Here is a 26,010-nt window from a genome sequence, read left to right as displayed (position 1 = left end):
TCAGTACAGGTCGACCGGATCGACGTCCAGCGACCAGCGCACCTGACGCCCGCTGGGCATCTGTTCCAGCTCCAGCAGCCAGGCGCTGATCAGCCGGTGCAGCGGCGCGCGGGCGCTGGCCTGCAACAATAGCTGCGCGCGAAAGCGCCCGGCGCGGCGTTCCATCGGTGCCGGCACCGGGCCGAGCAACTCGATGCCCTGGCCGCCTTGTTCGGCCAGCAAGCGCTCGGCGGCGCTGCACGCTTCATCCAGAAACCCTTCGGCCTGGCCCGGCTTGTGCGCTTCGGCGCGCAGCAGGGCGAGGTGGGCGAAGGGCGGCAGGCCGGCGCCGCGGCGTTCGCTCAGGGCCTGTTCGGCAAAGGCGAAGTAGCCTTCTTCAGTCAACTGCACCAGCAGCGGGTGCTCGGCCAGGTGGGTCTGCACGATGACCTTGCCCGGCTCTTCGGCGCGCCCGGCGCGGCCGGCGACCTGCACGATCAATTGGGCCATGCGCTCGCTGGCGCGGAAGTCGCCAGAGAACAGCCCGCCATCGGCATCGAGGATCGCCACCAGGGTAACTCGCGGAAAATGGTGGCCCTTGGCGAGCATCTGCGTGCCGACGAGGATGCTCGGCTGGCCGCGCTGGATGGTGGTGAACAGGTTGTGCATGGCGTCTTTGCGCGATGTGCTGTCGCGGTCCACGCGCAATACCGGGAAGTCCGGGAACAGTACTTTCAGGCGCTCTTCGGCGCGCTCGGTGCCGGCACCCACTGGGCGCAGGTCGACATGCGCGCACTTGGGGCAGCGCAGCGGCAGGCGCTCGTCATAGCCGCAGTGGTGGCAGCGCAGCACGCCGGAACGCTGGTGCACGGTCATGCGTGCATCACAGCGCGGGCAGCCCGACATCCAGCCACAGTCGTGGCACAGCAGTGTCGGGGCAAAACCGCGCCGGTTGAGGAATACCAGCACCTGCTGGCCGGCTTCGAGGGTCTTGCCGATGGCCTGTTGCAGCGGGCCACTGATGCCGCTGTCCAGCGGCCGGCTGCGCACGTCGAGGCGCAGGAAGCGCGGCTGTTTCGCACCCCCGGCGCGGTGGTTCATGCGCAGCAGGCCGTAACGGCCGGTGTGGGCGTTGTGCAGGCTCTCCAGCGAGGGCGTGGCCGATCCGAGCAGAATGGGTACGTTCTCTTGATGCGCGCGTACCAGCGCCAGATCGCGGGCGTGGTAGCGCAGGCCCTCCTGCTGTTTATATGAGCCGTCGTGCTCTTCGTCGATGATGATCAGGCCAGGGTTTTTCATCGGCGTGAACAGCGCCGAACGGGTGCCGATAATGATGTCGGCTTCGCCATCCCGCGCCGCCAGCCAGGCATCCAGGCGCTCACGGTCGTTCACCGCCGAGTGCAGCAGAGCGATGCGCGCATTGAAGCGCTGCTCGAAGCGCGCCAGGGTCTGCGGGCCGAGGTTGATCTCGGGGATCAGCACCAGCGCCTGCTTGCCGGCCTCCAGGGTTTCGCGGATCAGTTGCAGGTAGACCTCGGTCTTGCCGCTGCCGGTAACCCCTGCCAACAGAAACGCATGGAAGCTGCCAAAGCCCGAGCGCACGGCTTCGAAGGCTGCCCGCTGTTCGTCGTTGAGCGGCAGCTCCGGCTGCGCCAGCCAGTGTTCATGGCGGGTAGCCGGGCGTTGCCGGCGCACCTCGAGCTGGACCAGCTGTTTGGCCAGCAGCAGGTCGAGGCTGTCCTTGTTCAGGCCCAGTTTACTCAACAGGCTGTGGGCAACGCCGTGCGGGTGCTGCGACAAGGTCTGCAGGGCTTCGCGCTGACGCGGCGCGCGGGCAATCCGCGGGTCGTCCAGGCGCGCGTCAGCGGTGACCTGCCAGAACCGCTCCTGGCGGATTTCGGCTGCTTCGCCCTGGCGCAGCAGCACTGGCAGCGCCCAGCTCAGGGTATCGCCCAGGCTGTGCTGATAGTACTGAGCGGTCCACAGGCACAGCTTGAACAGCGCTGGCGGCAGCGGCGAGGTTGGGTCGAGCAGGGCAATCGCAGGCTTGAGCTTGTCGGCCGGCACCTCACTGGTGGCGCAGACCTCGACCAGGATGCCGATCATCTCGCGGCGACCAAACGGCACGCGGATACGCATGCCCGGGGTCAGCGGCTGGCGGGCCATGGCAGCCGTGGCCCGGTAGTCGAACAGGCGACGCAGGGGCGAGGGCAGGGCAAGGCGCAGGATGACGTCGGACACGCAGAAGGTCTCTGAAGGGCATTTCGGAACAGTTCAGGGCAGCGCCGAGCCTAGCAGACGACGGTCGGTGCGTGCGACAACTTGCGCTGACGCTGCGCTCTGGTATTATTCCCCGCCTAATTACGTGCGGTATTCAACAATAGGTGTTGGGTGGCGGCACGCAGCTCGAGGAAGTGACCATGAAAGAGAATATTCATCCGAACTACGAAGTAGTTGCAGTCACCTGCAGCTGCGGCGCCAAATTCGAAACCCGTTCGACCCTGGCCAAGCCGCTGGCGATCGACGTGTGCTCCCTGTGCCACCCGTTCTACACTGGCAAGCAGAAAGTCCTGGACACCGGTGGTCGCGTACAGAAGTTCGCAGATCGCTTCGGCATGTTCGGTGCCAAGAAGTAAGATTGCGCATGGCGAAGCCCTTGGCTCTCGCGCTGCTGCAACGAAAAGCGTCCCTTGTGGGCGCTTTTTTTATGGCCGCGATTTGTGCCATGCCGGCGCAGGCCTTCTGCCCATTGCCGGTCAAGCTGCAGCAAGTCGCCGTGCGTCAGGTGCTGGATGGCGACACCGTGCGCCTGAGCGATGGCCGCAGCGTACGCCTGATCGGCATCAATGCCCCTGAGCTGGGGCGCAAGGGCCGCCCGAGCGAGCCCTATGCCGAAGCCGCCAGGCAGCGCCTGCAGGCTTTGATCAAGGCCAGTGATGGCCGGGTCGGGCTGGTGCGCGGAGCTGAGGCGAAAGACAAATATGGCCGCACTCTGGCGCATATCTATGGGCGTAATGGCGACAATCTTGAGGCGGTGCTGCTCAGTGAGGGCCTTGGCTTGCGCGTGGCCATAGCGCCCAATGTGCGCCTGGCGAGCTGTCAGGATGCGGCCGAGCAGGCGGCTCGTTCTGCTCGCCTCGGGCTGTGGCGGCAATCGCCGGTGCAGCGCGAGAGCGCCCTGCGCCAGTCCGGATTTGCCGTGCTCAGCGGCACCGTCAGGCGTATCGAGCGCAATCGGGGCGGGGTCTGGCTGGACCTTGGCGAACGCGTGGTGGTGCAGGTGCCCGCTCGTCTGCAGCGGCACTTCCCGGCGCGCTTCTTCGATAACCTCAAAGGGCGCCAGGTCGAGGTCCGCGGCTGGGTGATCGACCGTTCCCGCAAGGGTGTGATCAAGCCCGGGCAGCGTCGCTGGCTGCTGCCATTGACCGATCCGAGCATGCTCAAACGGGCCTCTGGCTAAAAAATTGTAGACATTAATGCCTACAATTGTACACACTGAATCCCGCATGCCCCGTGGGTTGTAGCGTAAAGTCGTAGGCCATGGGCCTTGACACATGTGACCGGGCAGTCTTGTCGCCCCCCGGCACTTTGCGTATCCTCGGCGGTCCGTCAGAACAGTAAATAAGCGGAATTGCCCACCATGTCAGACCTGAAAACCGCCGCTCTCGAATATCATGCTCAGCCTCGTCCGGGGAAACTGAGCGTCGAGCTCACCAAGCCAACCGCCACTGCGCGCGACCTGTCCCTGGCCTACAGCCCGGGCGTTGCCGAACCTGTGCGCGAGATCGGTCGTGATCCAGAGCTGGCTTACAAGTACACCGGCAAGGGCAACCTGGTCGCAGTGATCTCCGACGGTACCGCCATTCTTGGCCTGGGTGACCTCGGCCCACTGGCTTCCAAGCCGGTCATGGAAGGCAAGGGCGTTCTGTTCAAGCGTTTCGCCGGTATCGACGTATTCGACATCGAAGTCGAGTCGGAAAGCCCACAGGCCTTCATCGACACCGTGCGCCGTATCTCGATCACCTTCGGCGGTATCAACCTCGAAGACATCAAAGCGCCAGAGTGCTTCGAAATCGAACGCACCCTGATCGAGCAGTGCGACATTCCGGTATTCCACGATGACCAGCATGGCACCGCCATCGTCACCGCGGCCGGCATGATCAACGCCCTCGAAATCGCCGGCAAGAAGCTCGAAGACGCGCAGATCGTCTGCCTGGGCGCCGGCGCTGCCGCGATCTCCTGCATGAAGCTGCTGGTCAGCATGGGTGCCAAGGTCGAGAACATCTTCATGATCGACCGTACCGGTGTTATCCACTCCGGCCGTGAAGACCTGAACCAGTACAAGGCGCAGTTCGCCCACGCTACCGACAAGCGCAGCCTGGCTGATGCCCTGCAAGGTGCTGACGTATTCGTAGGTCTGTCCGGCCCGAATCTGCTGAGCGCTGAAGGCCTCAAGTCGATGGCTGCCAACCCGATCGTGTTCGCTTGCTCGAACCCGGATCCAGAGATCAGCCCGGAACTGGCTCACGCCACCCGTAACGACGTGATCATGGCTACCGGTCGTTCCGACTACCCGAACCAGGTCAACAACGTTCTGGGCTTCCCGTTCATCTTCCGTGGTGCTCTGGACGTTCGTGCCAAGCGCATCAACGAAGAGATGAAGATCGCTGCGGCCATCGCTCTGAAGGACCTGGCCAAGCAGCCAGTGCCTAAGGAAGTCTGCGATGCGTACGGCGTGCAGGCCCTGGAGTTTGGTCGTGAGTACATCATTCCGAAGCCGATGGATCCACGTTTGATTACTCTGGTTTCTGATGCGGTGGCCAAGGCTGCGATCGAAAGCGGTGTTGCTACCCTGCCTTATCCGAAGCACTACCCGCTGAAAAGCGTGGACGATGTGTTCAACGGTTAATAGGCATGGCGTTATGAAAAACCGGCTCTGATGGGCCGGTTTTTTTATGGCTGGGGTTTGGTTTGCCGCGGCGGCCACACCGCGCAGCTCAACGGCGGTCCGTGTAGGAGCGGCCTTGTGTCGCGAAAGGGTCGCGCAGCGGCCCCGGCTATCTGTGGTTCGCGCACTGTTCCTGTGGTCTTATCCATTTTCTGTGGTGGCCTTGCGGGCCCCTTTCGCCCTTACGGCGAGTCACTTTTTTGGCAAACGCCCCAAAAAAGTAACCAAAAAAATGCTTGGCTCCACATCCGGCCCCTGCGCTGCGCTGCGGGGTTCCCTCGCTCCGGTCTTGCTCCCGGGAGGACCGCGCTGAACGGGCCCTCCTGGCCCGCAGCGCTTGACGGGCATCCATGCCCGTCACCTCCCTGCGCAAGACCTGCGCTCGGCCTCCTGAGTCGCCGGTGGATCAAGATCAGAAGCAGATCAAGATCAAGAGCACGCCTCGCTGCGCTGGCGCAGATCAAGAGCTAGGGCCCCCGGCTTTTGGGCTTAGAACAGGTCCATCGGCGCTGCTTCGTCCGCTGGCAGCGGGCTGCCAGGCGCTGCGCCGTTGCCCAGTTCATCCACCGACGGCGGCGAATCTTCGGCCTTGAACAGTTCGAAGTAGGCGTTCGGCGTGCTTGGGGTCGCTGCGCGGCCGCTGACCGGATCGACCCGCAGGCTGAGGATGCCTTCAGGTTCGGCTGGAGCGTGGTTGGGTTTGTCTTTCAAGGCGGCGCCCATGAAACTCATCCAGATCGGCAGAGCCGCAGTGCCGCCGTATTCGCGGCGGCCGAGGGTTTCTGGCTGGTCGAAGCCAACCCAGACAGTGGTCACGTAGTCGGCGTTGTAGCCGGAGAACCAGGCGTCCTTCGATTCGTTGGTGGTACCGGTCTTGCCAGCCAGATCGGTGCGGCCCAGAGCCATCGCCCGGCGGCCGGTGCCGCGCTTGATCACGTCCTGCAGCATGCTGGTGAGGATGTAGCTGGTGCGCGGGTCGATGATCTGTTCGGCGAGCACTGGTGTCTGCGCACTGAACTGGGCGTTGGCGGTCGGCGCTTCGCCCGGCATGCCGCTGCTGCTGATCGGCTGCTCTGGCGCGGCGATGCCGGCCTCATCGCTGCCGCCGCCCTGCGGCACATGTGCAGGGTTGGCAGTAAACAGGGTATCGCCGTTGCGGCTCTCGATGCGCTCGATCAGGTACGGGCTGATCTTGTAGCCGCCGTTGGCGAAGGTGCTCCAGCCGGTGGCGATTTCCATCGGGGTCAGGGTCGCGGTGCCGAGCGCCAGCGACAGGTTGCGCGGCAGGTCCTGCTTGTTGAAGCCGAACTTGGCGATGTAGTCGATGGTGCGGTCGACGCCCATCGCCTGCAGCAGGCGGATCGAGACCAGGTTGCGCGACTTGTACAGCGCTTCGCGCATGCGGATCGGGCCAAGGAAGGTGTTGGTGTCGTTTTTCGGCCGCCAGACCTTGTCCAGGTACTCATCGACAAACACGATCGGCGCGTCGTTGACCAGGCTCGCGGCGGTGTAGCCGCTGTCCAGGGCCGCGCTGTAGACGAACGGTTTGAAGCTCGAGCCCGGCTGACGCTTGGCCTGCATGGCGCGGTTGTAGTTGCTCTGCTCGAACGAGAAGCCACCGACCAGGGCGCGGATCGCGCCGTTGTACGGGTCGAGGGTGACCAACGCACTCTGCGCGCCCGGGACCTGGCTGAACTTGAGCTTGCCTTCATCCAGGCGCTGCACGCGGATCAGGTCGCCGACCTGGGCGACATCGGCAGGCGATTGTGGCGCCCGGCCTTGAGCGTTGGTGTTCAAATACGGCCGCGCCCATTTCATGGTTTCCCACGCCACGTCCTGCTCTTCGCCGTTGCGGGTGAGCACTTTCAGGCCGGTCTTGTCGACCTGGGTGACGATGGCTGGCTCCAGCCCGCCAAGGGTGCGCTGCTTGCCCAGCTCCTGCAGCCAGGCGGCGTGGGTCTTGCCCGGGAAGCGTGACTCAGGGCCGCGGTAGCCATGGCGCTCATCGTAATCGGACAAGCCATTGAGCACGGCGCTGTTGGCCATGTTCTGCATATCGCTAGGCACCGTGGTGGTCACCCGGAAGCCTTCGGTGTAGGCCTCACTGCCATAACGACCAACCATTTCAGCACGGGCCATTTCGGCAATATACGGCGCGTTCACTTCCGGCGTCGGCACGTGGTAACTGGCGTTCAGCGGCTCGGCCAGGGCGGTCTCGTAGCTGGTTTGGTCGATCTTGCCGAGTTTGTACATACGCCCGAGGATCCAGTCGCGGCGCTCTTTGGCCCGGGTCGGGTTGGCCAGCGGGTTGAAGCGCGAAGGGGCCTTCGGCAGGCCGGCGATCATGGCCATCTGCGCCAGGCTGACGTCGCGGATCGACTTGCCGTAGTAGACCTGCGCTGCGGCGTCGATGCCGTAGGCGCGGTTACCCAGGTAGATCTTGTTGACGTACAGCTCAAGGATCTCGTCCTTGGTCAGTTCGCGTTCGATCTGCAGGGCCAGCAGGATTTCGTTGGTCTTGCGGGAGAAGCTGCGCTCGCTGGTAAGGAAGAAGTTCTTCGCCACCTGCATGGTGATCGTGCTGCCACCCGTCTGGATATGACCAGATTTGACCAGTTGGGTCGCGGCACGCATCAAGCTGCTCGGATCGACCCCGTAATGGTTGAGGAAATTGTCGTCTTCGGCTGACAGAAGCGCCTGAATGAACTGTGGGGGAATTTCCGCGAAGCGGATCGGCGAGCGGCGCATTTCGCCAAACTCGGCAATCAGCTTGCCATCGCTGCTGTAAACCCTCAGGGGGATCTGCAACTGGATGCTTCTGAGCGAGTCGACCGAGGGCAGGCTGGGACTAAGATACAGAAATGCCCCGCTCAGACCGAGTACGAGGGCACAGATGACTGCGACGAAAGACCACCAGAAGAACTTCAGCAGGCGTATCAAGGCTTTTGGGTGTCCAGGTTGAGAAATGGAGTGCGCACAGGTCCGGCGGACAGGCAAAAACGCTGGGCATTATAAGCAGTTTTCGCCCCATCGGGCGACCGTCGGGGCGACCGGTCGGGCCAATGGCGCGGGCTGACAATCATGGAGCAGGGAGACAGCGATGCTTGGACGCTTGGGCAAGGATGCCGGTTCATTGTTGGGTGTGGAAATAGCCGCCGACTCGGTGCGCATGCTGCAATTGCATGGGCGCCAGGGGACTGAGCAGGTCGTTGGCTGGGCGTATCAGCCGCTGCCGGGGGCAGTTGGCAATGACTGGGCGCAAGCCCCAGATGCTCTGATAGACGCGCTGCGCTGCGCTTTTGAGCGCTGCGGCAGTCGGTGTGCGCAGGTTGCAGTTGCGCTGCCGGGCGGGGCGACGTTGTGCAAGCTTTGTTGCCTCCCAGCAGGCTTGTCGGCGGCTCAACTGGAGCAGCGCCTGCTGGTCGATGCCGAGCAGATGTTCCCGTTTGCCCTGGAAGACCTGGCGTTGGACTTTCAGGTGCTCGGCCCGGCAGTCGAGCCGGTGGGGCATGTCAATGTGCTGGTTGCCGCTTGCCGCCAGCGCTCACTGGATCAGCTCGAGCAGCTGCTGGAGGCCGCAGGCCTGTGCGCGGTGGCAGTCGAAGTCGACAGCATCGCCCTGCGCCGGCTGGTGCCCGACGGCCAGGCCTTGCTACGTATCGAGCAGGGCGGGGCAGCGTTACATAGCTGGTCGGCAAGTGGCCTGCCGCAGCGTCAGGAACTGACTTTCGGCGCCCATGAGCCGGACGATGCACGCCTGCAGCGCGTGCTTGAGTTGTGCGCAGCGGCGCTGCCAGGCGAGCACGGTGTGCAGGTGGTCGCGGCCAGCGAACAGGCATCACGCTGGCTACCCGCTTTCGCTGCTCGATTGCCCTGCGATGTGCTGTCGCCGTTGCACGGCCTGGGCTCGGCTGGCCTGAGCAATCGTGCCGAGCTGGCGCGGGTGGCGCCGCACATGGCGCTGGCCTGCGCTCTGGCACTCGGCGGTGCCTGCTGATGCTGCGTTTGAACCTGCTGCCCTGGCGCGAACGGCAGCGGCTGGCGGCGCTGCGACGGTTTCAGCTGGCACTGATTGGCAGCCTGCTGCTGGCGCTCGCCGGCGTGATCATGCTTGACCAGCTGGCGCGCCAGCGTGGTCAGCAGCAACTGGCGGCGATTGCCGAGCGCCAGGCTGACGTCGCCCGACTCGACATCCAACTGCAGCAGTTGAAGGCGGTGCAGGGCAGCCACGCTGATGTAATGGCGCAGTCAGCAGCGCTGCAAGCGCTGCGCAATGGCCAAGACCTGCTGCCGAGGATGTTCGCTGAGCTGGAGCGGACACTCGGTGCCAGTTTGCAGCTGACCGAGATGTCCATCCAGGAGGGGCAGTTGCAACTGCTCGGGTTGGCGGCGTCGCCTGCGGTAGTGGCGCAGTTCATCCGCGATCTGCAGCAATCAAGGCAATTCGACGCGCTTGAACTGAAGCATATCCGTGCAGTTGCCGACGGCGATGAGTTCCTGTTGCTGGCACGTCTGTCGGCGCTTGAGCTGTGAGCGGGCCATGGCCTCCCGACTGGCAGCAAGTGGTGAGCAGTTCGCTGCTGGCCAGGCTGGCGATGCTGCTCGTACCGCTGCTGATTGTGGCCAGTGTGGCCTGGCTGATGCGCTTTGAGGGTGTGCAGCGCACCTACCGGATGCAGACGGCAACACTGCAGGCACTGGAGCAGGCGTTCGGGGTCAAGGCGCTAGGCGTGCAGGACTTGCCCGCCGCGCAGGAGGCACTTGCTGACAGTAAGGTGCAGTTGCAGGACGCCCGCTGGCGCTTGGCGGCTGGGCAGGAAATGAGCGACCTGCTCGATCAGTTGGCGCGGTTAGGCCATGCCCATGGGCTGCTGATCGAGCAGGTGGATGTCGGCGAGCCGAGCCAGGCGGCCGGCTACCTGGTCGCGCCGCTGCAGTTGCAGGTGATCGGCAATTACCCGGCGCTGCGGGCATGGCTGGATGACTGGCTGGGTCAGATCCGCCTGCTGCACGTCTCGACCCTGCAGCTTGCCGCAGCAGACCAGCCCGGGATGCTGCGGCTGCGCTTGCACGTGCAGGCCTTTGACGCGGGCCAGCAGTTACCGGCGCCGACCTCGCTAGCGCATGAAGCCGCCAGGCAGCGGGCACCGCCAGCGCAGGTCGATCCATTCCAGGCCTGGTCTGCACGCAGCGCAGCCGATGGTCTGGCCTGGGTGCCGCTGGCTCAGTTGCAGATGGTCGGCAGCCTCGCCCGTGATGGCCAGTATCAGGCTCTGGTGTGGTGGTCCGGGCGTTTGTATCGCGTGCGCGCGGGTGACCCATTGGGTCGCGACCAGGGTGTGGTTGTGCGGGTCGACGAACGGCAGATGGAGGTACGCGAGCAGGTCTTGCTTGGTGGAGCCTGGCAGGAGCGATCAACCCTGGTTGGGTTACGAAAGCATGTGACGCAAGGAGGCATGGATGAAGCTCGGACAACTGGCAATGCTGCTGGCGACGGTTCTGGCGATGCACGGGGCGCAAGCGAAGACCTATCAGGGTGAACCGCTGTCGCTGAATTTTCAGGATGTTGACGTTCGCGCAGTGCTGCAGGTGCTGGCCGACTATGCCGGGATCAACCTGGTGGTCAGTGATACGGCAAACGGCAACGTTACTCTGAGGTTGATACAGGTGCCCTGGGATCAGGCGCTGGATCTGGTCCTGCGCAGCAAAGGGCTGGCGAGCCGGCAGGAAGGCAATGTGCTGCTGGTAGCGCCGGCGGCCGAGCTGGCTGGGCAATCCCGCGAAGAACGGCTGGGTCGGGAGCTGGACGCCCAGTTGCAGCCGCTCGAACGCGCGTTGTTGCCAGTGCATCACGCCAAGGCAGCGGAGCTGGCCGACTTGCTGCTGGCGACCTTGGCCGACGACGGCATCCTGACCGGGCGCGGCAGCCTGGGTGTCGATGCGCGGACCAACACGCTGGTGGCACATCAACCGGCAGAGCGACTTGCCGAGCTGCGCCGACTGGTCACCGAGCTGGATGTGCCGGTGCGGCAGGTGCTGATCGAAGCACGCATTGTCGAAGCCAACGTCGACTATGAAAAAAGCCTCGGGGTGCGCTGGGGCAAGCCGTTCAGCGGCGCCGAAGGCCGCAGCGGCAAAGGGCTGTTCGTCGATCTCGGCGTGGATCGGCCAACTTCAGCGGTGGGTCTGGGGTTGCTGCGCGGCGACGCCTTGCTGGATCTGGAGCTCAGCGCGATGGAAAAGAGCGGCAATGGCGAAATCATCTCGCAGCCCAAGGTGGTGACCGCCGACAAGGAGACCGCGCGCATCCTCAAGGGCACCGAAGTGCCATATCAGGAAACCAGCAAGAGCGGCGCGACCTCGGTGTCGTTTCGCGAAGCCTCGCTATCGCTCGAAGTTACCCCGCAGATCACCGCCGATGGTCAGGTAATAATGACCGTGCGCGTGACCAAGGACGAGCCGGATTACGTCAATGCACTCAACGATGTTCCACCGATTCGCAAGAACGAGGTCAACGCCAAGGTGCGCGTGGCCGACGGCCAGACCATCGTCATCGGTGGCGTCTACTCGACTACGCAAAACAATGTGGTCGACAAGGTGCCATTTTTCGGTGATCTGCCGTATGTTGGGCGGCTGTTTCGACGCGATGCATTACAAGAGAAAAAATCCGAGCTGCTGGTCTTCCTGACTCCGCGTATCATGAGTGACCAGGCGATTGCTGTGAGTCGTTGATTCTGTGCGAAATTTGATACTTGTAGGGCCCATGGGCGCTGGCAAAAGCACCATCGGACGCCTGTTGGCCAAAGAGCTGCGCCTGCTGTTCAAGGATTCCGACAAGGAAATCGAACTGCGGACGGGCGCCAATATCCCGTGGATCTTCGACAAGGAAGGCGAGCCGGGCTTTCGCGATCGTGAAGAAGCGATGATTGCCGAGCTCTGTGAGCTGGACGGCGTAGTCGTGGCTACCGGCGGCGGTGCAGTCATGCGTGATGCCAATCGGCGTGCTCTGCATGCCGGTGGCCGGGTGATCTATCTGCACGCCTCGGTTGAGCAGCAGGTCGGCCGCACGGCACGCGATCGCAATCGGCCGCTGTTGCGCACCGCCAATCCGGAAGCGACCCTGCGTGCTTTGCTCGAGTCGCGAGATCCGCTCTATCGCGAGATCGCCGACGTGATCGTGGAAACCGACGAACGGCCGCCGCGCATGGTGGTCCAGGATATTCTCGAGCGCCTCGAGCAGTTGCCGCCCCGCTAAGCCGGGACTATTCTCGGCCACCAACGCCGAGGCAGGGGTTCAACCTTACCGCGTGTGTCGTCCAGGCGACGCCGCGCTCCAGACATTGTGGGGATACATGCAGACACTTAAGGTCGATCTGGGCGAACGCAGCTACCCGATCTACATTGGCGAAGGCCTGCTGGACCAGCCTGAACTGCTGGCCCCGCACATTGCCGGCCGGCAGGTCGCCATTGTCTCCAACGAAACTGTCGCGCCCCTGTATCTGCAGCGCCTGAGCCAGACCCTGGGTGCCTATTCGGTGTTGCCGGTGGTACTGCCGGACGGTGAAGCACACAAGAACTGGCAAACCCTGCAACTGATTTTCGATGGCCTGCTGACGGCTCGCTACGACCGCCGCACCACCGTGATCGCACTGGGCGGCGGGGTCATCGGTGACATGGCCGGTTTCGCCGCCGCCTGCTACCAGCGTGGTGTCGACTTCATTCAGGTGCCGACCACACTGTTGTCCCAGGTCGATTCGTCGGTGGGTGGCAAGACCGGCATCAACCATCCGCTGGGCAAGAACATGGTCGGCGCGTTCTATCAGCCCAATGCGGTGCTGATCGACACCACCAGCCTGAAGACGCTGCCGGCGCGCGAGCTGTCGGCAGGCCTGGCCGAAGTGATCAAATACGGCCTGATCTGCGACAAGCCATTCCTCGCCTGGCTCGAAGAGAATATGACCGCCCTGCGCGGTCTCGACAACACGGCGCTGACCGAAGCGATTCGTCGCTCCTGCGCGGCCAAGGCCGCGGTTGTGGGCGCCGACGAGCGCGAAACCGGCCTGCGCGCCACGCTGAACCTCGGCCATACCTTTGGCCATGCCATCGAAACCCACATGGGCTATGGCGTCTGGCTGCATGGTGAGGCGGTGTCTGCAGGTACCGTGATGGCGCTGGAAATGTCCATGCGTCTGGGCTGGATTGATCAGGCCGAACGTGATCGCTCGATTCGCCTGCTGCAGGACGCAGGATTGCCGGTGGTGCCACCACAGGAAATGACCCCGGCGCATTTCATGGAGCATATGGCGGTCGACAAAAAGGTCCTCGACGGGCGCATGCGGCTGGTGCTGTTGCGCCAGCTCGGCGAAGCCGTGATTACCGACGACTATCCGCAAGAGATCCTTCAGGCCACGCTGGCAGCGGATTACCGCGCCATTGTGGCCCAGCTTTGAGGTTGTGACAGCGCAATGACCAGTTTGCATGCCGATGAGGCGTTTCTCGACCATTACCAGCTGAGCCACGATCCGTTCGCGCCCCGTGTGCCCGGTTTCAAGTTCTTCCCCGCCCAGCGCAAGCCAGTGCTCGGCCAACTGCATCACCTGGCGCGTTACAGCCACCTGATGCTGGTGGTCACAGGTCCGGTGGGCAGCGGCAAGACCCTGCTGCGTCAGGCGCTGGTCGCCAGCACCAACAAGCAGTCGGTGCAGAGCGTGGTGGTCTCGGCCCGCGGTGCCAGTGACGCGGCCAGCGTGCTCGGCCAGGTGGCTCAGGCGCTTGGCGTGGCGCAGCCGGAAGTGCAGGCGATCCTGTCGCAGGTGGTGCAACTGGCCCTGACCGGCCAGGAAGTCTATCTGTTGGTGGACGATGCGGAACAACTCGACGAGTCGGCACTCCAAGCGTTGCTGGAATTGGCGGCAGGCGTTGCCGAAGGGCGCCCGCACGTATTCCTGTTTGGCGAGCCTTCGCTGATTGCTGGGTTGGATCAGCTCAATGGTGAGGGAGATCGTTTCCACATCATCGAGCTTGAACCCTACAGCGAGGAGGAAACCCGCGAATACCTTGAACAACGCCTGGAAGGCGCTGGCCGCGGTATCGAGGTATTCACGGCCGAGCAGATCGCCGATATCCACGAACATGCGGATGGCTGGCCTGGCAACATCAACCAGGTTGCCCGCGACACTTTGATCGAAGCCATGATCGCCACGCGCAGCACGGCGAAGCGACCATCCATGGGGTTCAAGATGCCTAAGAAACACGTACTCGCGCTGTCTGCAGTTGTCGTGGTCGCCGTAGCGGCGGCGGTCCTGATGCCGAAGAAAGGCGCTGACAAGCCTGCTACCGACGCACCCGCAGCGCAGGCTCAACTGCCGCTGGGCGAAGGTCAGGCCAACAGCAGCAACCCGGCTATCGAGTTCTCCGGCTCGCAGCCAACACCACTGCCGCTCAATGGCCAGTCGCAACCGGTCATGCGCGAGCCGCTGGCCCAGGCTGCAGGCATGGGTGACGGTGAAGAAGCCAGCCCAGCCGGCAACACCGCATTGCAGCCTGCCAATCCACCAACCGTGACCACCATTGCCCCGCCTGAAGGCGTGCCAGCAGGCCCTGCCGCGGCTCCTGCGCAGCCAATCGCCAGCGCGCCAGCGCAACCGGTTGCACCTGCGCCGAAGCCTGCTCCGGCTCAGCCAGCGACCCAGCCAGCCAAGCCTGTTGCAGCGGCCAAGCCGGCCCCGGCGCCAACCCAGGTTGCCAGCGCCAAGCCTGCGTCGACTGCCGCTGGCGGCAGCGGCAACAGCGCCTGGTACGGCAGCCAGAAAGCCGGCAACTATGTAGTACAGATTCTCGGCACCAGCTCCGAGGCGTCTGCCCAGTCGTTCGTCAAGGCGCAGGGTGGCGACTATCGCTACTTCAAGAAAACCTTGCAGGGCAAACCGCTTTACGTCGTCACTTACGGCAACTTTGCCAACCGTGATGCAGCAGTTGCTGCAATCAAGAACTTGCCAGCGAAGGTCCAGGCTGGTAAACCTTGGCCACGTACCGTCGGCAGCGTCCAACAAGAGCTGACCACGACCCGCTGATACCTTCCGGGCGGCACCACCCCGCCGCCCAGTTGCTGAGCGACTCCTGACTTTCGTCTAGCCTGCTGCGTGTGATCGCGGCAGGCTTTTCTGTCCCAGACTGCCGGCCACAAGCCTCTAGTTGCAGTTCAGGCTGAAACGCTTCAGACTCCGAACCATGCCGTACCACGGCAAATGTTCAAAAACATTCAAAAATGCGACATAAATTTACAACGATTCGTCGTTTGAATTTGTGGGCTTCCCTGTCGCTGTGCAACAATGGTTTCACGTTGCCCCCCGCAAAAAAGCTGGCATTCGACCGGTGTGGATGGTAAGTGGTTGTACTAAAAAGAGATTTGCCTCCGTCGAGGGGCGAACCTGGTGAGAATGTGTCTATGAAAACAGGTCTGTACCATCCCGAAGAATTCAAGGACAACTGTGGCTTTGGCCTGATCGCCCATATGACGGGCGAGCCAAGTCACCACCTCCTGCAAACGGCCATGCAAGCGCTGACCTGCATGACCCACCGCGGCGGCATCAACGCTGACGGCAAGACCGGTGACGGTTGTGGCTTGCTCATGCAAAAGCCCGATCAGTTCCTGCGTGCCATGGCCAAAGAGCACTTTGCTGCCGAACTGCCCAAGCAGTACGCCGTCGGCATGGTGTTCTTCAACCAGGACCCGATCAAAGCCGAAGCTGCGCGGGCCAACATGGACCGCGAAATCATCGCGGCCGGCCTGCAGCTGATCGGCTGGCGCAAGGTGCCAATCGATACCAGCGTGCTGGGTCGTCTGGCCCTCGAGCGCCTGCCGCAGATCGAACAGGTGTTCATCGGTGGTGAAGGCCTGAGCGATCAGGACATCGCGATCAAGCTGTTCAGTGCCCGTCGCCGTTCGTCCGTGGCCAACGCCCACGACAGCGATCACTACATCTGCAGCTTCTCGCACAAGACCATCATCTACAAAGGCCTGATGATGCCGGCGGACCTCGCCGCATTCTTCCCGGACTTGGGTGACGAGCGCCTGCAGACCGCGATCTGCGTGTTCCACCAGCGCTTCTCGACCAATACCTTGCCGAAATGGCCGTTGGCGCAGCCGTTCCGCTTCCTCGCCCACAACGGCGAGATCAACACCATCACCGGCAACCGCAACTGGGCCATGGCCCGGCGCACCAAGTTCGCCAACGACCTGATCCCCGACCTCGAAGAGCTCGGCCCACTGGTCAACCGGGTCGGCTCCGACTCATCGAGCATGGACAACATGCTGGAGCTGATGGTTACCGGCGGCATCGACCTGTTCCGCGGCGTGCGCATGCTGGTACCGCCAGCCTGGCAGAACGTCGAGACCATGGACGCCGACCTGCGTGCGTTCTACGAATACAACTCCATGCACATGGAGCCGTGGGACGGCCCGGCCGGTATCGTCATGACCGAAGGTCGCCATGCGGTCTGCCTGCTCGACCGCAACGGCCTGCGCCCGGCGCGTTGGGTCACCACCCGCAATGGCTACATCACCATCGCCTCGGAAATCGGCGTATGGGGCTACCAGCCGGAAGACGTGGTTGCCAAAGGCCGCGTGGGCCCTGGGCAGATCTTTGCCGTGGACACCGAAACCGGGCAGATCCTCGATACCGACGCCATCGACAACCGCCTCAAGTCGCGCCATCCGTACAAGCGCTGGTTGCGCCAGCATGCCACGCGCATCCAGGCCACCCTGAGCGACGACCAGGGCGCGGCCAGCTACGACGCTGACCAGCTCAAACAGTTCATGAAGATGTTCCAGGTCACCTTCGAAGAGCGTGACCAGGTGCTGCGTCCGCTCGGCGAACAGGGCCAGGAAGCGGTCGGCTCGATGGGCGATGACACGCCGATGGCCGTGCTGTCGCAGCGCGTGCGTTCGCCGTACGACTTCTTCCGCCAGCAGTTCGCTCAGGTGACCAACCCGCCGATCGACCCGCTGCGCGAAGCGATCGTGATGTCGCTGGAAATCTGCCTCGGCGCCGAGCGCAACATCTTCCAGGAATCGCCTGAGCACGCCTCGCGCGTGATCCTCAGCTCGCCAGTGATCTCCCCGGCCAAGTGGCGTTCGCTGATGAACCTCGAGCGCGAAGGCTTCGAGCGGCAGCTGATCGACCTCAACTACGAAGAAAGCCTGGGCCTGGAAGCGGCCATCCGCAACATCGCCGATCAGGCTGAAGAAGCAGTGCGCAGCGGCAAGACCCAGCTGGTGCTGAGCGACCGCTTCATCGCCCCGGGCAAGCTGCCGGTGCATGCCTCGCTGGCAGTTGGCGCGGTGCATCACCGCCTGACCGAGCAGGGCCTGCGTTGCGACAGCAACATCCTGGTCGAGACCGCAACCGCGCGTGACCCGCATCACTTCGCTGTGTTGCTCGGCTTCGGCGCCTCGGCGGTGTACCCGTACCTGGCCTACGAAGTGCTGGCCGACCTGATCCGCACCGGTGAAGTGCTGGGCGATCTGGATGAAGTGTTCAAGTACTACCGCAAAGGCATCTCCAAAGGCCTGCTCAAGATCCTGTCGAAGATGGGCATCTCGACCATCACTTCGTACCGCGGTGCGCAGTTGTTCGAAGCCATCGGCCTGTCCGACGAAGTAGTCGGCCTGAGCTTCAAGGGCGTACCGAGCCGCATCAAAGGTGCGCGCTTTGTCGACCTCGAAGGCGATCAGAAGCTGCTCGCCGCCGAAGCCTGGAGCGCGCGCAAGCCGATCCAGCAAGGTGGCTTGCTCAAGTTCGTCCACGGTGGCGAATACCATGCCTACAACCCGGATGTGGTCAACACCCTGCAGGCAGCCGTGCAGCAGGGCGACTACGCCAAGTTCAAGGAATACACCGCGCTGGTCGACAAGCGTCCGGTGTCGATGATCCGTGACCTGCTCAAGGTCAAGGTTGCCGAGCAGCCGCTGGCGATCGACCAGGTTGAGCCGCTGGAGGCCATCCTCAAGCGCTTCGACTCGGCCGGCATCTCGCTCGGCGCGCTGTCGCCCGAGGCCCATGAAGCACTGGCCGAAGCAATGAACCGCCTGGGCGCGCGCTCCAACTCCGGTGAGGGCGGCGAAGACCCGGCCCGTTACGGCACGATCAAGAGCTCGAAAATCAAACAGGTGGCCACCGGCCGCTTTGGCGTCACCCCGGAATACCTGGTCAATGCCGAAGTGCTGCAGATCAAGGTCGCGCAGGGCGCCAAACCGGGCGAGGGCGGCCAGCTGCCTGGCGGCAAGGTCAACGGCCTGATCGCCAAGCTGCGCTATGCAGTGCCTGGCGTAACCCTGATCTCGCCACCGCCGCACCATGACATCTACTCGATCGAAGACCTCGCGCAGCTGATCTACGACCTCAAGCAGGTCAATCCGCAAGCGCTGGTTTCGGTCAAGCTGGTAGCAGAAGCCGGTGTCGGGACCATCGCGGCCGGCGTGGCCAAGGCCTATGCCGACCTGATCACCATCTCTGGCTACGACGGCGGCACCGGCGCTTCGCCGCTGACCTCGATCAAGTACGCCGGTGCACCGTGGGAACTGGGCCTGGCGGAAACCCACCAGACCCTGCGCGGCAACGACCTGCGCGGCAAGGTCCGAGTGCAGACCGACGGCGGCCTGAAAACCGGCCTCGACGTGATCAAGGCGGCCATTCTCGGCGCCGAAAGCTTTGGCTTCGGTACCGCGCCAATGATCGCCCTGGGTTGCAAATACCTGCGTATCTGCCACCTGAACAACTGCGCCACCGGTGTAGCCACGCAGAACGAAAAGCTGCGCAAGGACCACTACATCGGCACCGTCGACATGGTGATCAACTTCTTCACCTTCGTTGCCGAAGAAACCCGCGAGTGGCTGGCCAAACTGGGCGTTAGCAGCCTCGGCGAGCTGATCGGTCGCACCGACCTGCTCGAAGTGCTGCCGGGCGACACCGAGCGTCAGCAGTATCTGGACCTCAGCCCGCTGCTGGGCAGCTCGCACATCCCGGCCGACAAGCCGCAGTTCTGCGAAGTCGACAAGAACCCGCCGTTCGACAAGGGCGAGCTGGCCGAGAAGATGGTCGGGATGGCCTTGCCAGCGATCCGCGATCAGGCCGGTGGCGAGTTCGACCTCGACATCTGCAACTGCGACCGTTCGATTGGTGCGCGTATCTCTGGTGAAATCGCCAAGCTGTACGGCAACCAGGGCATGGCCGCCAAGCCGATCACCTTCCGCTTCAAGGGCACTGCCGGGCAGAGCTTTGGCGTGTGGAACGCCGGTGGCCTCAACCTGCACCTGCAGGGCGACGCCAACGACTACGTCGGCAAGGGCATGACCGGTGGCAAGGTGACCATCGTGCCGCCTGCTGGCAGCCCGTTCAAAACCCAGGAAAGCGCTATCGTCGGCAACACCTGCCTGTATGGCGCCACCGGCGGCAAGCTGTTCGCTGCTGGTACTGCCGGTGAGCGCTTCGCGGTACGTAACTCGGGCGCCCATGCGGTGGTCGAGGGTACCGGCGATCACTGCTGTGAATACATGACCGGCGGCTTTGTCTGCGTATTGGGCAAGACCGGTTACAACTTCGGCTCTGGCATGACTGGCGGCTTCGCCTACGTGCTCGACATGGACAACAGCTTCTTCGACAAGCTCAACCACGAACTGGTGGAAATCCAGCGCATCAGTGGTGAAGCCATGGAAGCCTACCGCAGCCATCTGGCGCGGGTCCTTGCCGAGTACGTCGAGGAGACTGGCAGCGAGTGGGGGCGTGAGCTCTCGGAAAACCTGGACGACTATGTGCGCCGCTTCTGGCTGGTCAAGCCAAAGGCTGCGACGCTCAAGCAGTTGTTGTCCAGCACCCGTGCCAACCCGCAGTAAAAGCAGCTGCAAGTGGCAAGCCCCAAGCTGCGGCCAAAAGCAGCATGGGGTGTTGCCCGGCTTACGTGATTGTCTTGCGGCGTGCAGCTAACGGCTCGCAGCTGCTGTGAAGAGGTATTGAAAATGGCTGAACGTCTGAACAACGACTTCCAGTTCATCGAAGTTGGGCGCAAAGACCCGAAGAAAAAACTGCTGCGCCAGCGCAAGAAGGAGTTCGTCGAGATCTACGAACCGTTCAAGCCGCAGCAGTCTGTCGATCAGGCGCACCGCTGCCTGGGTTGCGGCAACCCGTATTGCGAGTGGAAGTGCCCGGTACACAACTTCATCCCCAACTGGTTGAAGCTGGTATCCGAAGGCAACATCCTCGCGGCCGCCGAACTGTCGCACCAGACCAACACCCTGCCGGAAGTGTGCGGCCGGGTCTGCCCGCAGGATCGTCTGTGTGAAGGTGCCTGCACCCTCAACGACGGTTTTGGTGCGGTGACCATCGGCTCTGTCGAGAAGTACATCACCGACACCGCCTTCGCCATGGGCTGGCGCCCGGACATGTCCAAGGTCAAACCGACCGGCAAGCGGGTTGCCATCATTGGTGCTGGCCCGGCTGGGCTAGGCTGCGCAGACGTGCTGGTGCGCGCTGGGGTAACCCCGGTGGTGTTCGACCGCAACCCGGAAATCGGCGGTCTGCTGACCTTCGGCATCCCTGAGTTCAAGCTGGAAAAGACCGTGCTGAGCAATCGCCGCGAAGTCTTCACCGGCATGGGGATCGAGTTCCGCCTGAACACCGAAGTGGGCAAGGACATCACCCTCGAGCAGTTGCTGGCCGAGTACGATGCCGTGTTCATGGGCATGGGCACCTACACCTACATGAAGGGCGGCTTCCCCGGTGAAGACCTGCCAGGCGTGCACGATGCGCTGGACTTCCTGATCGCCAACGTCAACCGCAACCTGGGCTTTGAAAAGTCGCCGGAAGACTTCGTCGACATGGCTGGCAAGAAGGTCGTGGTGCTCGGCGGTGGTGACACCGCGATGGACTGCAACCGGACTTCGATCCGCCAGGGCGCCAAGTCGGTCAGCTGCGCCTACCGTCGTGACGAAGCGAACATGCCGGGCTCGCGCAAAGAGGTGAAGAACGCCAAGGAAGAGGGCGTGAAGTTCCTCTACAACCGCCAGCCCATCGCGATTGTCGGTGAAGACAAGGTCGAAGGCGTCAAGGTGGTCGAGACCCGTCTCGGCGAGCCAGACGCCCGTGGCCGCCGCAGCCCTGAGCCGATTCCGGGTTCCGAAGAGATCCTGCCGGCAGATGCGGTGGTGATCGCCTTTGGTTTCCGCCCAAGCCCGGCGCCGTGGTTCGAGCAGTTCGACATCCAGACCGATAGCCAGGGCCGGGTGATTGCTCCGGAGCAGGCGCGCTTCAAGCACCAGACCAGCAACCCGAAAGTGTTTGCTGGCGGGGATATGGTGCGGGGTTCGGATCTGGTGGTGACTGCGATCTTTGAAGGCCGTACTGCGGCTGAGGGGATTCTGGATTATCTCGAGGTCTGACTGATCGCCGGGGCTGCAAAGCAGCCCCATTCCAGCCATCTTGTATACAAAATCGTTTGACCCAAGACACCCAATAGACAAAACGCATGGCCTTGGCCGTGCCTTTTGTGCTGGCGTCTGAGAAAATGCCCGCACTTTTTTTCCGGATGCCGACATGACTGCCCTGAAGAACGACCGTTTCCTGCGTGCACTGCTCAAGCAACCCGTAGACGTCACGCCCGTCTGGATGATGCGCCAGGCCGGCCGTTACCTGCCGGAGTACCGCGCCAGCCGTGCTCAGGCCGGCGACTTCATGAGCCTGTGCAAGAACCCGCAGTTCGCCTGCGAGGTGACCATGCAGCCGCTCGATCGTTACCCACTGGACGCGGCGATCCTGTTCTCGGACATCCTCACCATCCCTGATGCCATGGGCCAGGGCCTGTACTTCGAGACCGGCGAAGGCCCGCGTTTCAAGAAGGTGGTCAGCACCCTCGCCGATATCGAGGCGCTGCCGATCCCTGATCCGCACAAGGACCTTGGCTATGTGATGGATGCGGTCAGCACCATCCGCCGTGAGCTCAATGGGCGCGTGCCATTGATCGGTTTCTCCGGTAGCCCGTGGACGTTGGCCACCTACATGGTCGAAGGCGGCTCGTCGAAAGACTTCCGCAAGAGCAAGGCCATGCTCTATGACAATCCGCAGGCGATGCACCTGCTGTTGGACAAGCTGGCTCAGTCGGTTACCAGCTACCTCAACGGGCAGATTCAGGCTGGTGCGCAGGCGGTGCAGATCTTCGATACCTGGGGTGGCAACCTGTCGGCGGCGGCGTATCAGGAGTTCTCACTGGCTTACATGCGCAAGATCATCAGCGGGCTGATCCGTGAGCATGATGGGCGCAAGGTGCCGGTCATTGTGTTTACCAAGAATGGTGGCATGTGGCTGGAGAGCATTGCTGATTGTGGCGCTGATGCACTGGGTCTGGACTGGACCTGCGAGATCGGCGATGCCCGCCGCCGTGTCGGCGACAAGGTTGCCCTGCAGGGCAACATGGACCCGACCGTGCTGTACGCCAAGCCTGCGGCGATTCGTCAGGAGGTCGGGCGCATCCTGGCCAGCTATGGCAAAGGCACTGGCCACGTGTTCAACCTTGGCCATGGCATCACGCCTGAGGTTGATCCGGAACATGCGGGGGCGTTCATCAACGCCGTGCATGACCTGTCGGCGCAATACCATCAGTGATCAGTCGCTGAATAAAAACCCGGCCATGTGCCTGACGCTGTTTACCTAAGAATGCCGGGGCTGCTGCGCAGCCCATCGCGACACCAGGCCGCTCCCACAATGCCCGCGCTTGCCCGTTAAATAGCGGCTTACGCGATCGGCGTGGGAGCGGCCTTGTGTCGCGATGGGCCGCAAAGCGGCCCCCATGCAGGCGACGTAGAGCTTAAGTGAACACCATTAGGCCATGTGCCGGGTTTTTTATGCGTTAAGCTTAAATTCAGCGATCATCGTTAATCTGGTCCCATCTCAACCGATACAGGACTTGATCACCATGAAAGCTCGCTACCTCGCTCTGATCCTTGCCCCACTGTTCAGCACTGCTGCTCTGGCCACCACCTACACCGGCCCAGGCGCGCAGCCGGTTACCACCGTGGCCGCTGCCAACGATGCGGCTGACGACACTCGTGTGGTCCTGCAGGGCTTCGTTACCAAGAAGCTGGATAACGACGACAAGTTCGAGTTCAAGGACAACACCGGCACCATCAAGGTTGAAATCGACGATGAAGACATGCCTGCAGCTGGCTTCAACGACAAGACCAAGGTCAAGCTGACCGGTGAAGTGGAAAAAAACCTGATGAGCCGTGAAGTGGATGTCGACCTGGTCGAAATCATCAACTGATCGATGACTTCAAAGCGACCGCGTGCAGCCTTTGGCTTCACGCGGTTTTTGGTGCTAGCCGGCTCAGGTGCAGCGCCACCAGCAAGGCCACGGCCAGCAGGCTACCGATGAACAGGCCGATGCCGTTCCAACCGGCCATGTGCCAGAACACCCCGCCCGCGGTACCCGCCACACTCGACCCTGCGTAGTAACTGAACAGATACAGCGAGGATGCCTGGCCCTTGGCCTTGAGCGCACGCCGGCCGATCCAGCTGCTGGCCACCGAGTGCGCGCCAAAAAAGCCGAAGGTGAACACCAGCATGCCGACGATGATCATCGCCAGCGGGCTGGCCAGGGTCATCAACATGCCGCCGGCCATCACCACGATGCTTGCCCAGAACACCTTGCGCCGGCCCAGCCGGTCGGCCAGGGCGCCGACCTGGGCGGAGCTGTAGATGCCCGACAGGTAGACAATCGACAGCAGCCCGACCAGTGCCTGGTTCATGTGATAAGGCTCGGCCAGCAAGCGGTAGCCGATGTAGTTGAACAGGGTAACGAATGCACCCATCAGCAAAAATGCTTCGAGGAACAGCCAGGGCAGGCCGGCGTCGCGAAAGTGCATGACAAAGCCGTTGAGCAGGCTGCGAGGGTTCAGCGTCTGCGGGCGGAAGTTGCGCGACTCGGGCAGTACCTTCCAGAACACCACTGCTGCCACCAGCGCCAGGCCGCCGATGCACAGCATCGCTGTGTGCCAGCTGACGAAGTCGATCAGCACGCCACTGATCAGCCGCCCGCACATGCCGCCAATGGCGTTGCCGCCGATGTACAAGCCCATCGCCAGGCCAATGTGCTGTGGGTGGATCTCTTCGCTCAGGTAGGTCATCGCCACCGCCGCCAGCCCGCTCAGCGACAGGCCGACCAGCGCGCGGGTCGCCAGCACCAGCTCCCAACTTGGCATCACCGCGCTGGCCAGGGTCGACAGGGCGGCGCAGACCAAGGCGAATACCATCACCGGCTTGCGGCCGATGCGGTCGGAGATCGGCCCGGTAATCAGCAGGCCGATGGCAAGCATGGCGGTGGCTACCGACAGCACCAGGCTGCTCTGCGCAGCGTTGATGGCAAACTCCTGCGACAGCAGCGGCATCATCGGCTGTACGCAGTAGAGCAGGGCAAAGGTGGCAAAGCCGCCGCTGAATAGCGCCAGCACTGTTTTCATGAACGCCGGGCTGCCTTTTTCAATCCAGATATCCGGCAGCGGGGCGGCTTCGATCACGTGGGGCATTGCAGCAGTTTTCACGACGGGTCCCTCAAAAGCGCTGGCCGATGTTGCTGATTGGAAAAAATCATATAGCTGGCTAATGATTAGATCCAATATATTGTTCGACCTGTTTAAGACGTTTAACGACTCGTTCGGAGCAGCTATGGAATTGCGTCATCTGCGTTACTTCATTGCCGTGGCCGAGGAGCTGCACTTCGGCCGGGCTGCACAGCAGCTAGGCATCTCCCAGCCGCCGCTGAGCCAGCAGATTCAGGCGCTGGAGCATGAGTTGGGGGCGCGTTTGTTCGAGCGCACCAATCGTCGGGTCGAGCTGAGCGAGGCCGGGCGCTTGTTCCTCGAGGAGGCGCGGCAGGTGCTGGCACAGGTCGATAAAGCTGCCGACGTCGCCCGCCGTGCGCAGTTGGGTGAGCTCGGCGAGATGAAGATCGGCTTCACTTCTTCAGCGCCCTTCACCTCGAAGATCCCCAAGGCGATCCATGCGTTCCGTCAGCGCTACCCGGCGGTGCACCTGAGTTTGAAGGAGATGAGCAGCCGTGATGTTGCGGCGGCGGTGTTCGATGAATCGATCGAAGTTGGCCTGATGCGGCCGATGCCGTTGCCCGACGGCCTGCAGGTCACCGAGCTTTTCCGTGAGCCGCTGGTGGCAGTGCTGAATGCTTCGCACCCATTGGTTGCCGCCAGTGAACAAGGGTTACACATGGCTGATCTGGCCCGTGAACCGTTCGTGTTCTTCCCGCGCAGTTACGGCAGTGGTTTGCATGCACAGTTGCTGGCGCTGGCCCGCCAGGCAGGCTTCAGCCCGCATTTTGCCCAGGAGGTTGGCGAGGCGATGACGATTATCGGCCTGGTTTCGGCAGGTCTCGGCGTCTCGGTGCTGCCAGCCTCGTACCAGCGCATGCGCATCGATGGCGTGGTCTATCGAACGGTGCTGGATGAAGGGGCGGATACCGCCGTGTGGCTGGTCCAGCGCCAGGCTGGCAGCTCGGTGATGGCCAAGGCGTTTGCCGACCTGCTGATCGGCAACGCCTGATGGCGGCGGTTTAGTCGACGCGAGCCAGGTCGCCTTTCAGTGCGACGCCTGCGATCACGGCGCCGGCGTGGCACTCGTAGGTGCTGGCATCTTTGCGCTCGTTCTTCTTGTAGTAGCTGGCGATGTTGGTCACTGCGTTGGCATTGGCCCGGCGCGCAGCGTCCTGCAGGGTCAGCAGGGCCGACTGCAAGGCCCACTCACAGGCACCCTGGTCGGTCTTGTTGAAGGCATTGGTCTTCTTGTTGGTGACCGCGCCGGGCTGGATCACGCTGACCTTGCCGCGCGGCTGTACACCGGCCAAATAGAACTTCACCGAACCGTCGAGTTTCTTTTCGGCGAGCATTTGCTCGACGACCTTGTCGAAGGGCAGGTACAGCGCGGTATCGCGTGCCTGGCTGATGCCGGGCAGGGCGCAGAGCAGCAGGGCGGTGGTGGCAGTCCAGGTCTTCAGGCGCATCGGATCGTTCCTCGATCGGGGTGTGT

18 protein-coding genes and 1 pseudogene are annotated in these 26,010 nt (G+C 62.9%); 15 read left to right on the top strand and 4 right to left on the bottom strand.

The window, feature by feature from the left end; genetic code table 11:
- Positions 1 to 2,220 carry a primosomal protein N' gene (locus AC58X1_RS11475; protein ID WP_101315497.1) on the bottom strand — a complete coding sequence of 740 codons (2,220 nt, stop codon included), beginning with the start codon at positions 2,218 to 2,220 and terminating at the stop codon, positions 1 to 3.
- Positions 2,221 to 2,399: 179 nt separating this feature from the next.
- Between AC58X1_RS11475 and rpmE the strand changes: the two genes are divergently transcribed.
- The 3 genes from rpmE to AC58X1_RS11460 all read left to right on the top strand — a co-directional run bounded on the left by rpmE (position 2,400) and on the right by AC58X1_RS11460 (position 4,888).
- Positions 2,400 to 2,615 carry a 50S ribosomal protein L31 gene (rpmE, locus tag AC58X1_RS11470; RefSeq protein WP_101315499.1) on the top strand — a complete coding sequence of 72 codons (216 nt, stop codon included), beginning with the start codon at positions 2,400 to 2,402 and terminating at the stop codon, positions 2,613 to 2,615.
- Positions 2,616 to 2,617: 2 nt separating this feature from the next.
- Positions 2,618 to 3,439 carry a thermonuclease family protein gene (locus AC58X1_RS11465; RefSeq protein ID WP_497428862.1) on the top strand — a complete coding sequence of 274 codons (822 nt, stop codon included), beginning with the start codon at positions 2,618 to 2,620 and terminating at the stop codon, positions 3,437 to 3,439.
- Positions 3,440 to 3,619: 180 nt separating this feature from the next.
- Positions 3,620 to 4,888 carry a malic enzyme-like NAD(P)-binding protein gene (locus tag AC58X1_RS11460; protein WP_101315503.1) on the top strand — a complete coding sequence of 423 codons (1,269 nt, stop codon included), beginning with the start codon at positions 3,620 to 3,622 and terminating at the stop codon, positions 4,886 to 4,888.
- A 528-nt stretch (positions 4,889 to 5,416) separates the two neighbouring features.
- On the opposite strand, the gene AC58X1_RS11455 is transcribed toward AC58X1_RS11460, so the two are convergent.
- Entirely contained in the window at positions 5,417 to 7,867 is a 2,451-nt protein-coding gene (locus AC58X1_RS11455) for a penicillin-binding protein 1A (RefSeq protein WP_150570374.1), read from the bottom strand.
- 160 nt (positions 7,868 to 8,027) lie between these two features.
- On the opposite strand from AC58X1_RS11455, the gene pilM reads away from it, so the two are divergent.
- The 11 genes from pilM (at position 8,028) to AC58X1_RS11400 (ending at position 23,239) form a co-directional block, all read left to right on the top strand.
- Complete coding sequence (pilM, locus tag AC58X1_RS11450; protein WP_497428861.1) at positions 8,028 to 8,924, top strand: type IV pilus biogenesis protein PilM; 897 nt, start codon at positions 8,028 to 8,030, stop codon at positions 8,922 to 8,924.
- The gene (locus AC58X1_RS11445; protein WP_497428860.1) at positions 8,924 to 9,460 is read left to right on the top strand and encodes a PilN domain-containing protein; all 537 of its coding nucleotides are present in this window, start codon (positions 8,924 to 8,926) and stop codon (positions 9,458 to 9,460) included. Before pilM ends, AC58X1_RS11445 begins: the two co-directional genes overlap by 1 nt.
- 32 nt (positions 9,461 to 9,492) lie before the next feature.
- Positions 9,493 to 10,467, top strand: coding sequence for a pilus assembly protein PilP (locus AC58X1_RS11440; RefSeq protein WP_497428859.1), 975 nt, complete (start codon positions 9,493 to 9,495; stop codon positions 10,465 to 10,467).
- Positions 10,388 to 11,659, top strand: coding sequence for a type IV pilus secretin PilQ (locus AC58X1_RS11435; RefSeq protein ID WP_497428858.1), 1,272 nt, complete (start codon positions 10,388 to 10,390; stop codon positions 11,657 to 11,659). Before AC58X1_RS11440 ends, AC58X1_RS11435 begins: the two co-directional genes overlap by 80 nt.
- Before the next feature lie 4 nt (positions 11,660 to 11,663).
- On the top strand, positions 11,664 to 12,182 hold the full coding sequence (aroK, locus tag AC58X1_RS11430) for a shikimate kinase AroK (RefSeq protein WP_101315515.1): 519 nt from the start codon (positions 11,664 to 11,666) through the stop codon (positions 12,180 to 12,182).
- 97 nt (positions 12,183 to 12,279) lie between these two features.
- Positions 12,280 to 13,377: a 3-dehydroquinate synthase gene (gene aroB, locus AC58X1_RS11425; RefSeq protein ID WP_497428857.1), complete on the top strand. Its 1,098-nt coding sequence runs from the start codon at positions 12,280 to 12,282 to the stop codon at positions 13,375 to 13,377.
- Between the two features lie 15 nt (positions 13,378 to 13,392).
- Positions 13,393 to 15,000 carry an AAA family ATPase gene (locus AC58X1_RS11420; protein WP_181088359.1) on the top strand — a complete coding sequence of 536 codons (1,608 nt, stop codon included), beginning with the start codon at positions 13,393 to 13,395 and terminating at the stop codon, positions 14,998 to 15,000.
- A gap of 374 nt (positions 15,001 to 15,374) precedes the next feature.
- Positions 15,375 to 19,820, top strand: coding sequence for a glutamate synthase large subunit (gene gltB, locus AC58X1_RS11415; protein ID WP_497428856.1), 4,446 nt, complete (start codon positions 15,375 to 15,377; stop codon positions 19,818 to 19,820).
- 123 nt (positions 19,821 to 19,943) lie between these two features.
- Positions 19,944 to 21,362, top strand: a complete 1,419-nt coding sequence (locus AC58X1_RS11410; RefSeq protein WP_101315523.1) for an FAD-dependent oxidoreductase — start codon at positions 19,944 to 19,946, stop codon at positions 21,360 to 21,362.
- Between the two features lie 154 nt (positions 21,363 to 21,516).
- Positions 21,517 to 22,581 carry a uroporphyrinogen decarboxylase gene (gene hemE, locus AC58X1_RS11405; RefSeq protein WP_101315525.1) on the top strand — a complete coding sequence of 355 codons (1,065 nt, stop codon included), beginning with the start codon at positions 21,517 to 21,519 and terminating at the stop codon, positions 22,579 to 22,581.
- Positions 22,582 to 22,891: 310 nt separating this feature from the next.
- On the top strand, positions 22,892 to 23,239 hold the full coding sequence (locus AC58X1_RS11400) for a YgiW/YdeI family stress tolerance OB fold protein (RefSeq protein WP_101315527.1): 348 nt from the start codon (positions 22,892 to 22,894) through the stop codon (positions 23,237 to 23,239).
- A 37-nt stretch (positions 23,240 to 23,276) separates the two neighbouring features.
- Here the strand turns inward: AC58X1_RS11400 and AC58X1_RS11395 are convergent.
- Positions 23,277 to 24,565, bottom strand: a pseudogene (locus AC58X1_RS11395) (MFS transporter).
- A 74-nt stretch (positions 24,566 to 24,639) separates the two neighbouring features.
- Here AC58X1_RS11395 and AC58X1_RS11390 point away from each other — a divergent pair.
- Positions 24,640 to 25,527 carry a LysR family transcriptional regulator gene (locus AC58X1_RS11390; RefSeq protein WP_101315531.1) on the top strand — a complete coding sequence of 296 codons (888 nt, stop codon included), beginning with the start codon at positions 24,640 to 24,642 and terminating at the stop codon, positions 25,525 to 25,527.
- A gap of 10 nt (positions 25,528 to 25,537) precedes the next feature.
- Here the strand turns inward: AC58X1_RS11390 and AC58X1_RS11385 are convergent, their stop codons facing one another.
- Entirely contained in the window at positions 25,538 to 25,984 is a 447-nt protein-coding gene (locus tag AC58X1_RS11385) for an excinuclease (protein WP_497428855.1), read from the bottom strand.
- Between the last annotated feature and the right edge of the window lie 26 nt (positions 25,985 to 26,010).

Source organism: Pseudomonas sp. PGPR N4 (genome assembly GCF_059693665.1).
This window is presented reverse-complemented; position numbering and strand designations above follow the sequence as displayed.

Bases quoted from the DNA above. Each gene is read 5' to 3' on its own strand.
- hemE (WP_101315525.1), top strand. From the start codon at position 21,517: ATGACTGCCCTGAAGAACGACCGTTTCCTGCGTGCACTGCTCAAGCAA.
- AC58X1_RS11390 (WP_101315531.1), top strand. From the start codon at position 24,640: ATGGAATTGCGTCATCTGCGTTACTTCATTGCCGTGGCCGAGGAGCTG.
- AC58X1_RS11385 (WP_497428855.1), bottom strand. From the start codon at position 25,984: ATGCGCCTGAAGACCTGGACTGCCACCACCGCCCTGCTGCTCTGCGCC.
- rpmE (WP_101315499.1), top strand. From the start codon at position 2,400: ATGAAAGAGAATATTCATCCGAACTACGAAGTAGTTGCAGTCACCTGC.
- aroB (WP_497428857.1), top strand. From the start codon at position 12,280: ATGCAGACACTTAAGGTCGATCTGGGCGAACGCAGCTACCCGATCTAC.
- gltB (WP_497428856.1), top strand. From the start codon at position 15,375: ATGAAAACAGGTCTGTACCATCCCGAAGAATTCAAGGACAACTGTGGC.
- AC58X1_RS11435 (WP_497428858.1), top strand. From the start codon at position 10,388: ATGAAGCTCGGACAACTGGCAATGCTGCTGGCGACGGTTCTGGCGATG.
- pilM (WP_497428861.1), top strand. From the start codon at position 8,028: ATGCTTGGACGCTTGGGCAAGGATGCCGGTTCATTGTTGGGTGTGGAA.
- AC58X1_RS11460 (WP_101315503.1), top strand. From the start codon at position 3,620: ATGTCAGACCTGAAAACCGCCGCTCTCGAATATCATGCTCAGCCTCGT.
- AC58X1_RS11400 (WP_101315527.1), top strand. From the start codon at position 22,892: ATGAAAGCTCGCTACCTCGCTCTGATCCTTGCCCCACTGTTCAGCACT.
- AC58X1_RS11410 (WP_101315523.1), top strand. From the start codon at position 19,944: ATGGCTGAACGTCTGAACAACGACTTCCAGTTCATCGAAGTTGGGCGC.
- AC58X1_RS11420 (WP_181088359.1), top strand. From the start codon at position 13,393: ATGACCAGTTTGCATGCCGATGAGGCGTTTCTCGACCATTACCAGCTG.
- AC58X1_RS11445 (WP_497428860.1), top strand. From the start codon at position 8,924: ATGCTGCGTTTGAACCTGCTGCCCTGGCGCGAACGGCAGCGGCTGGCG.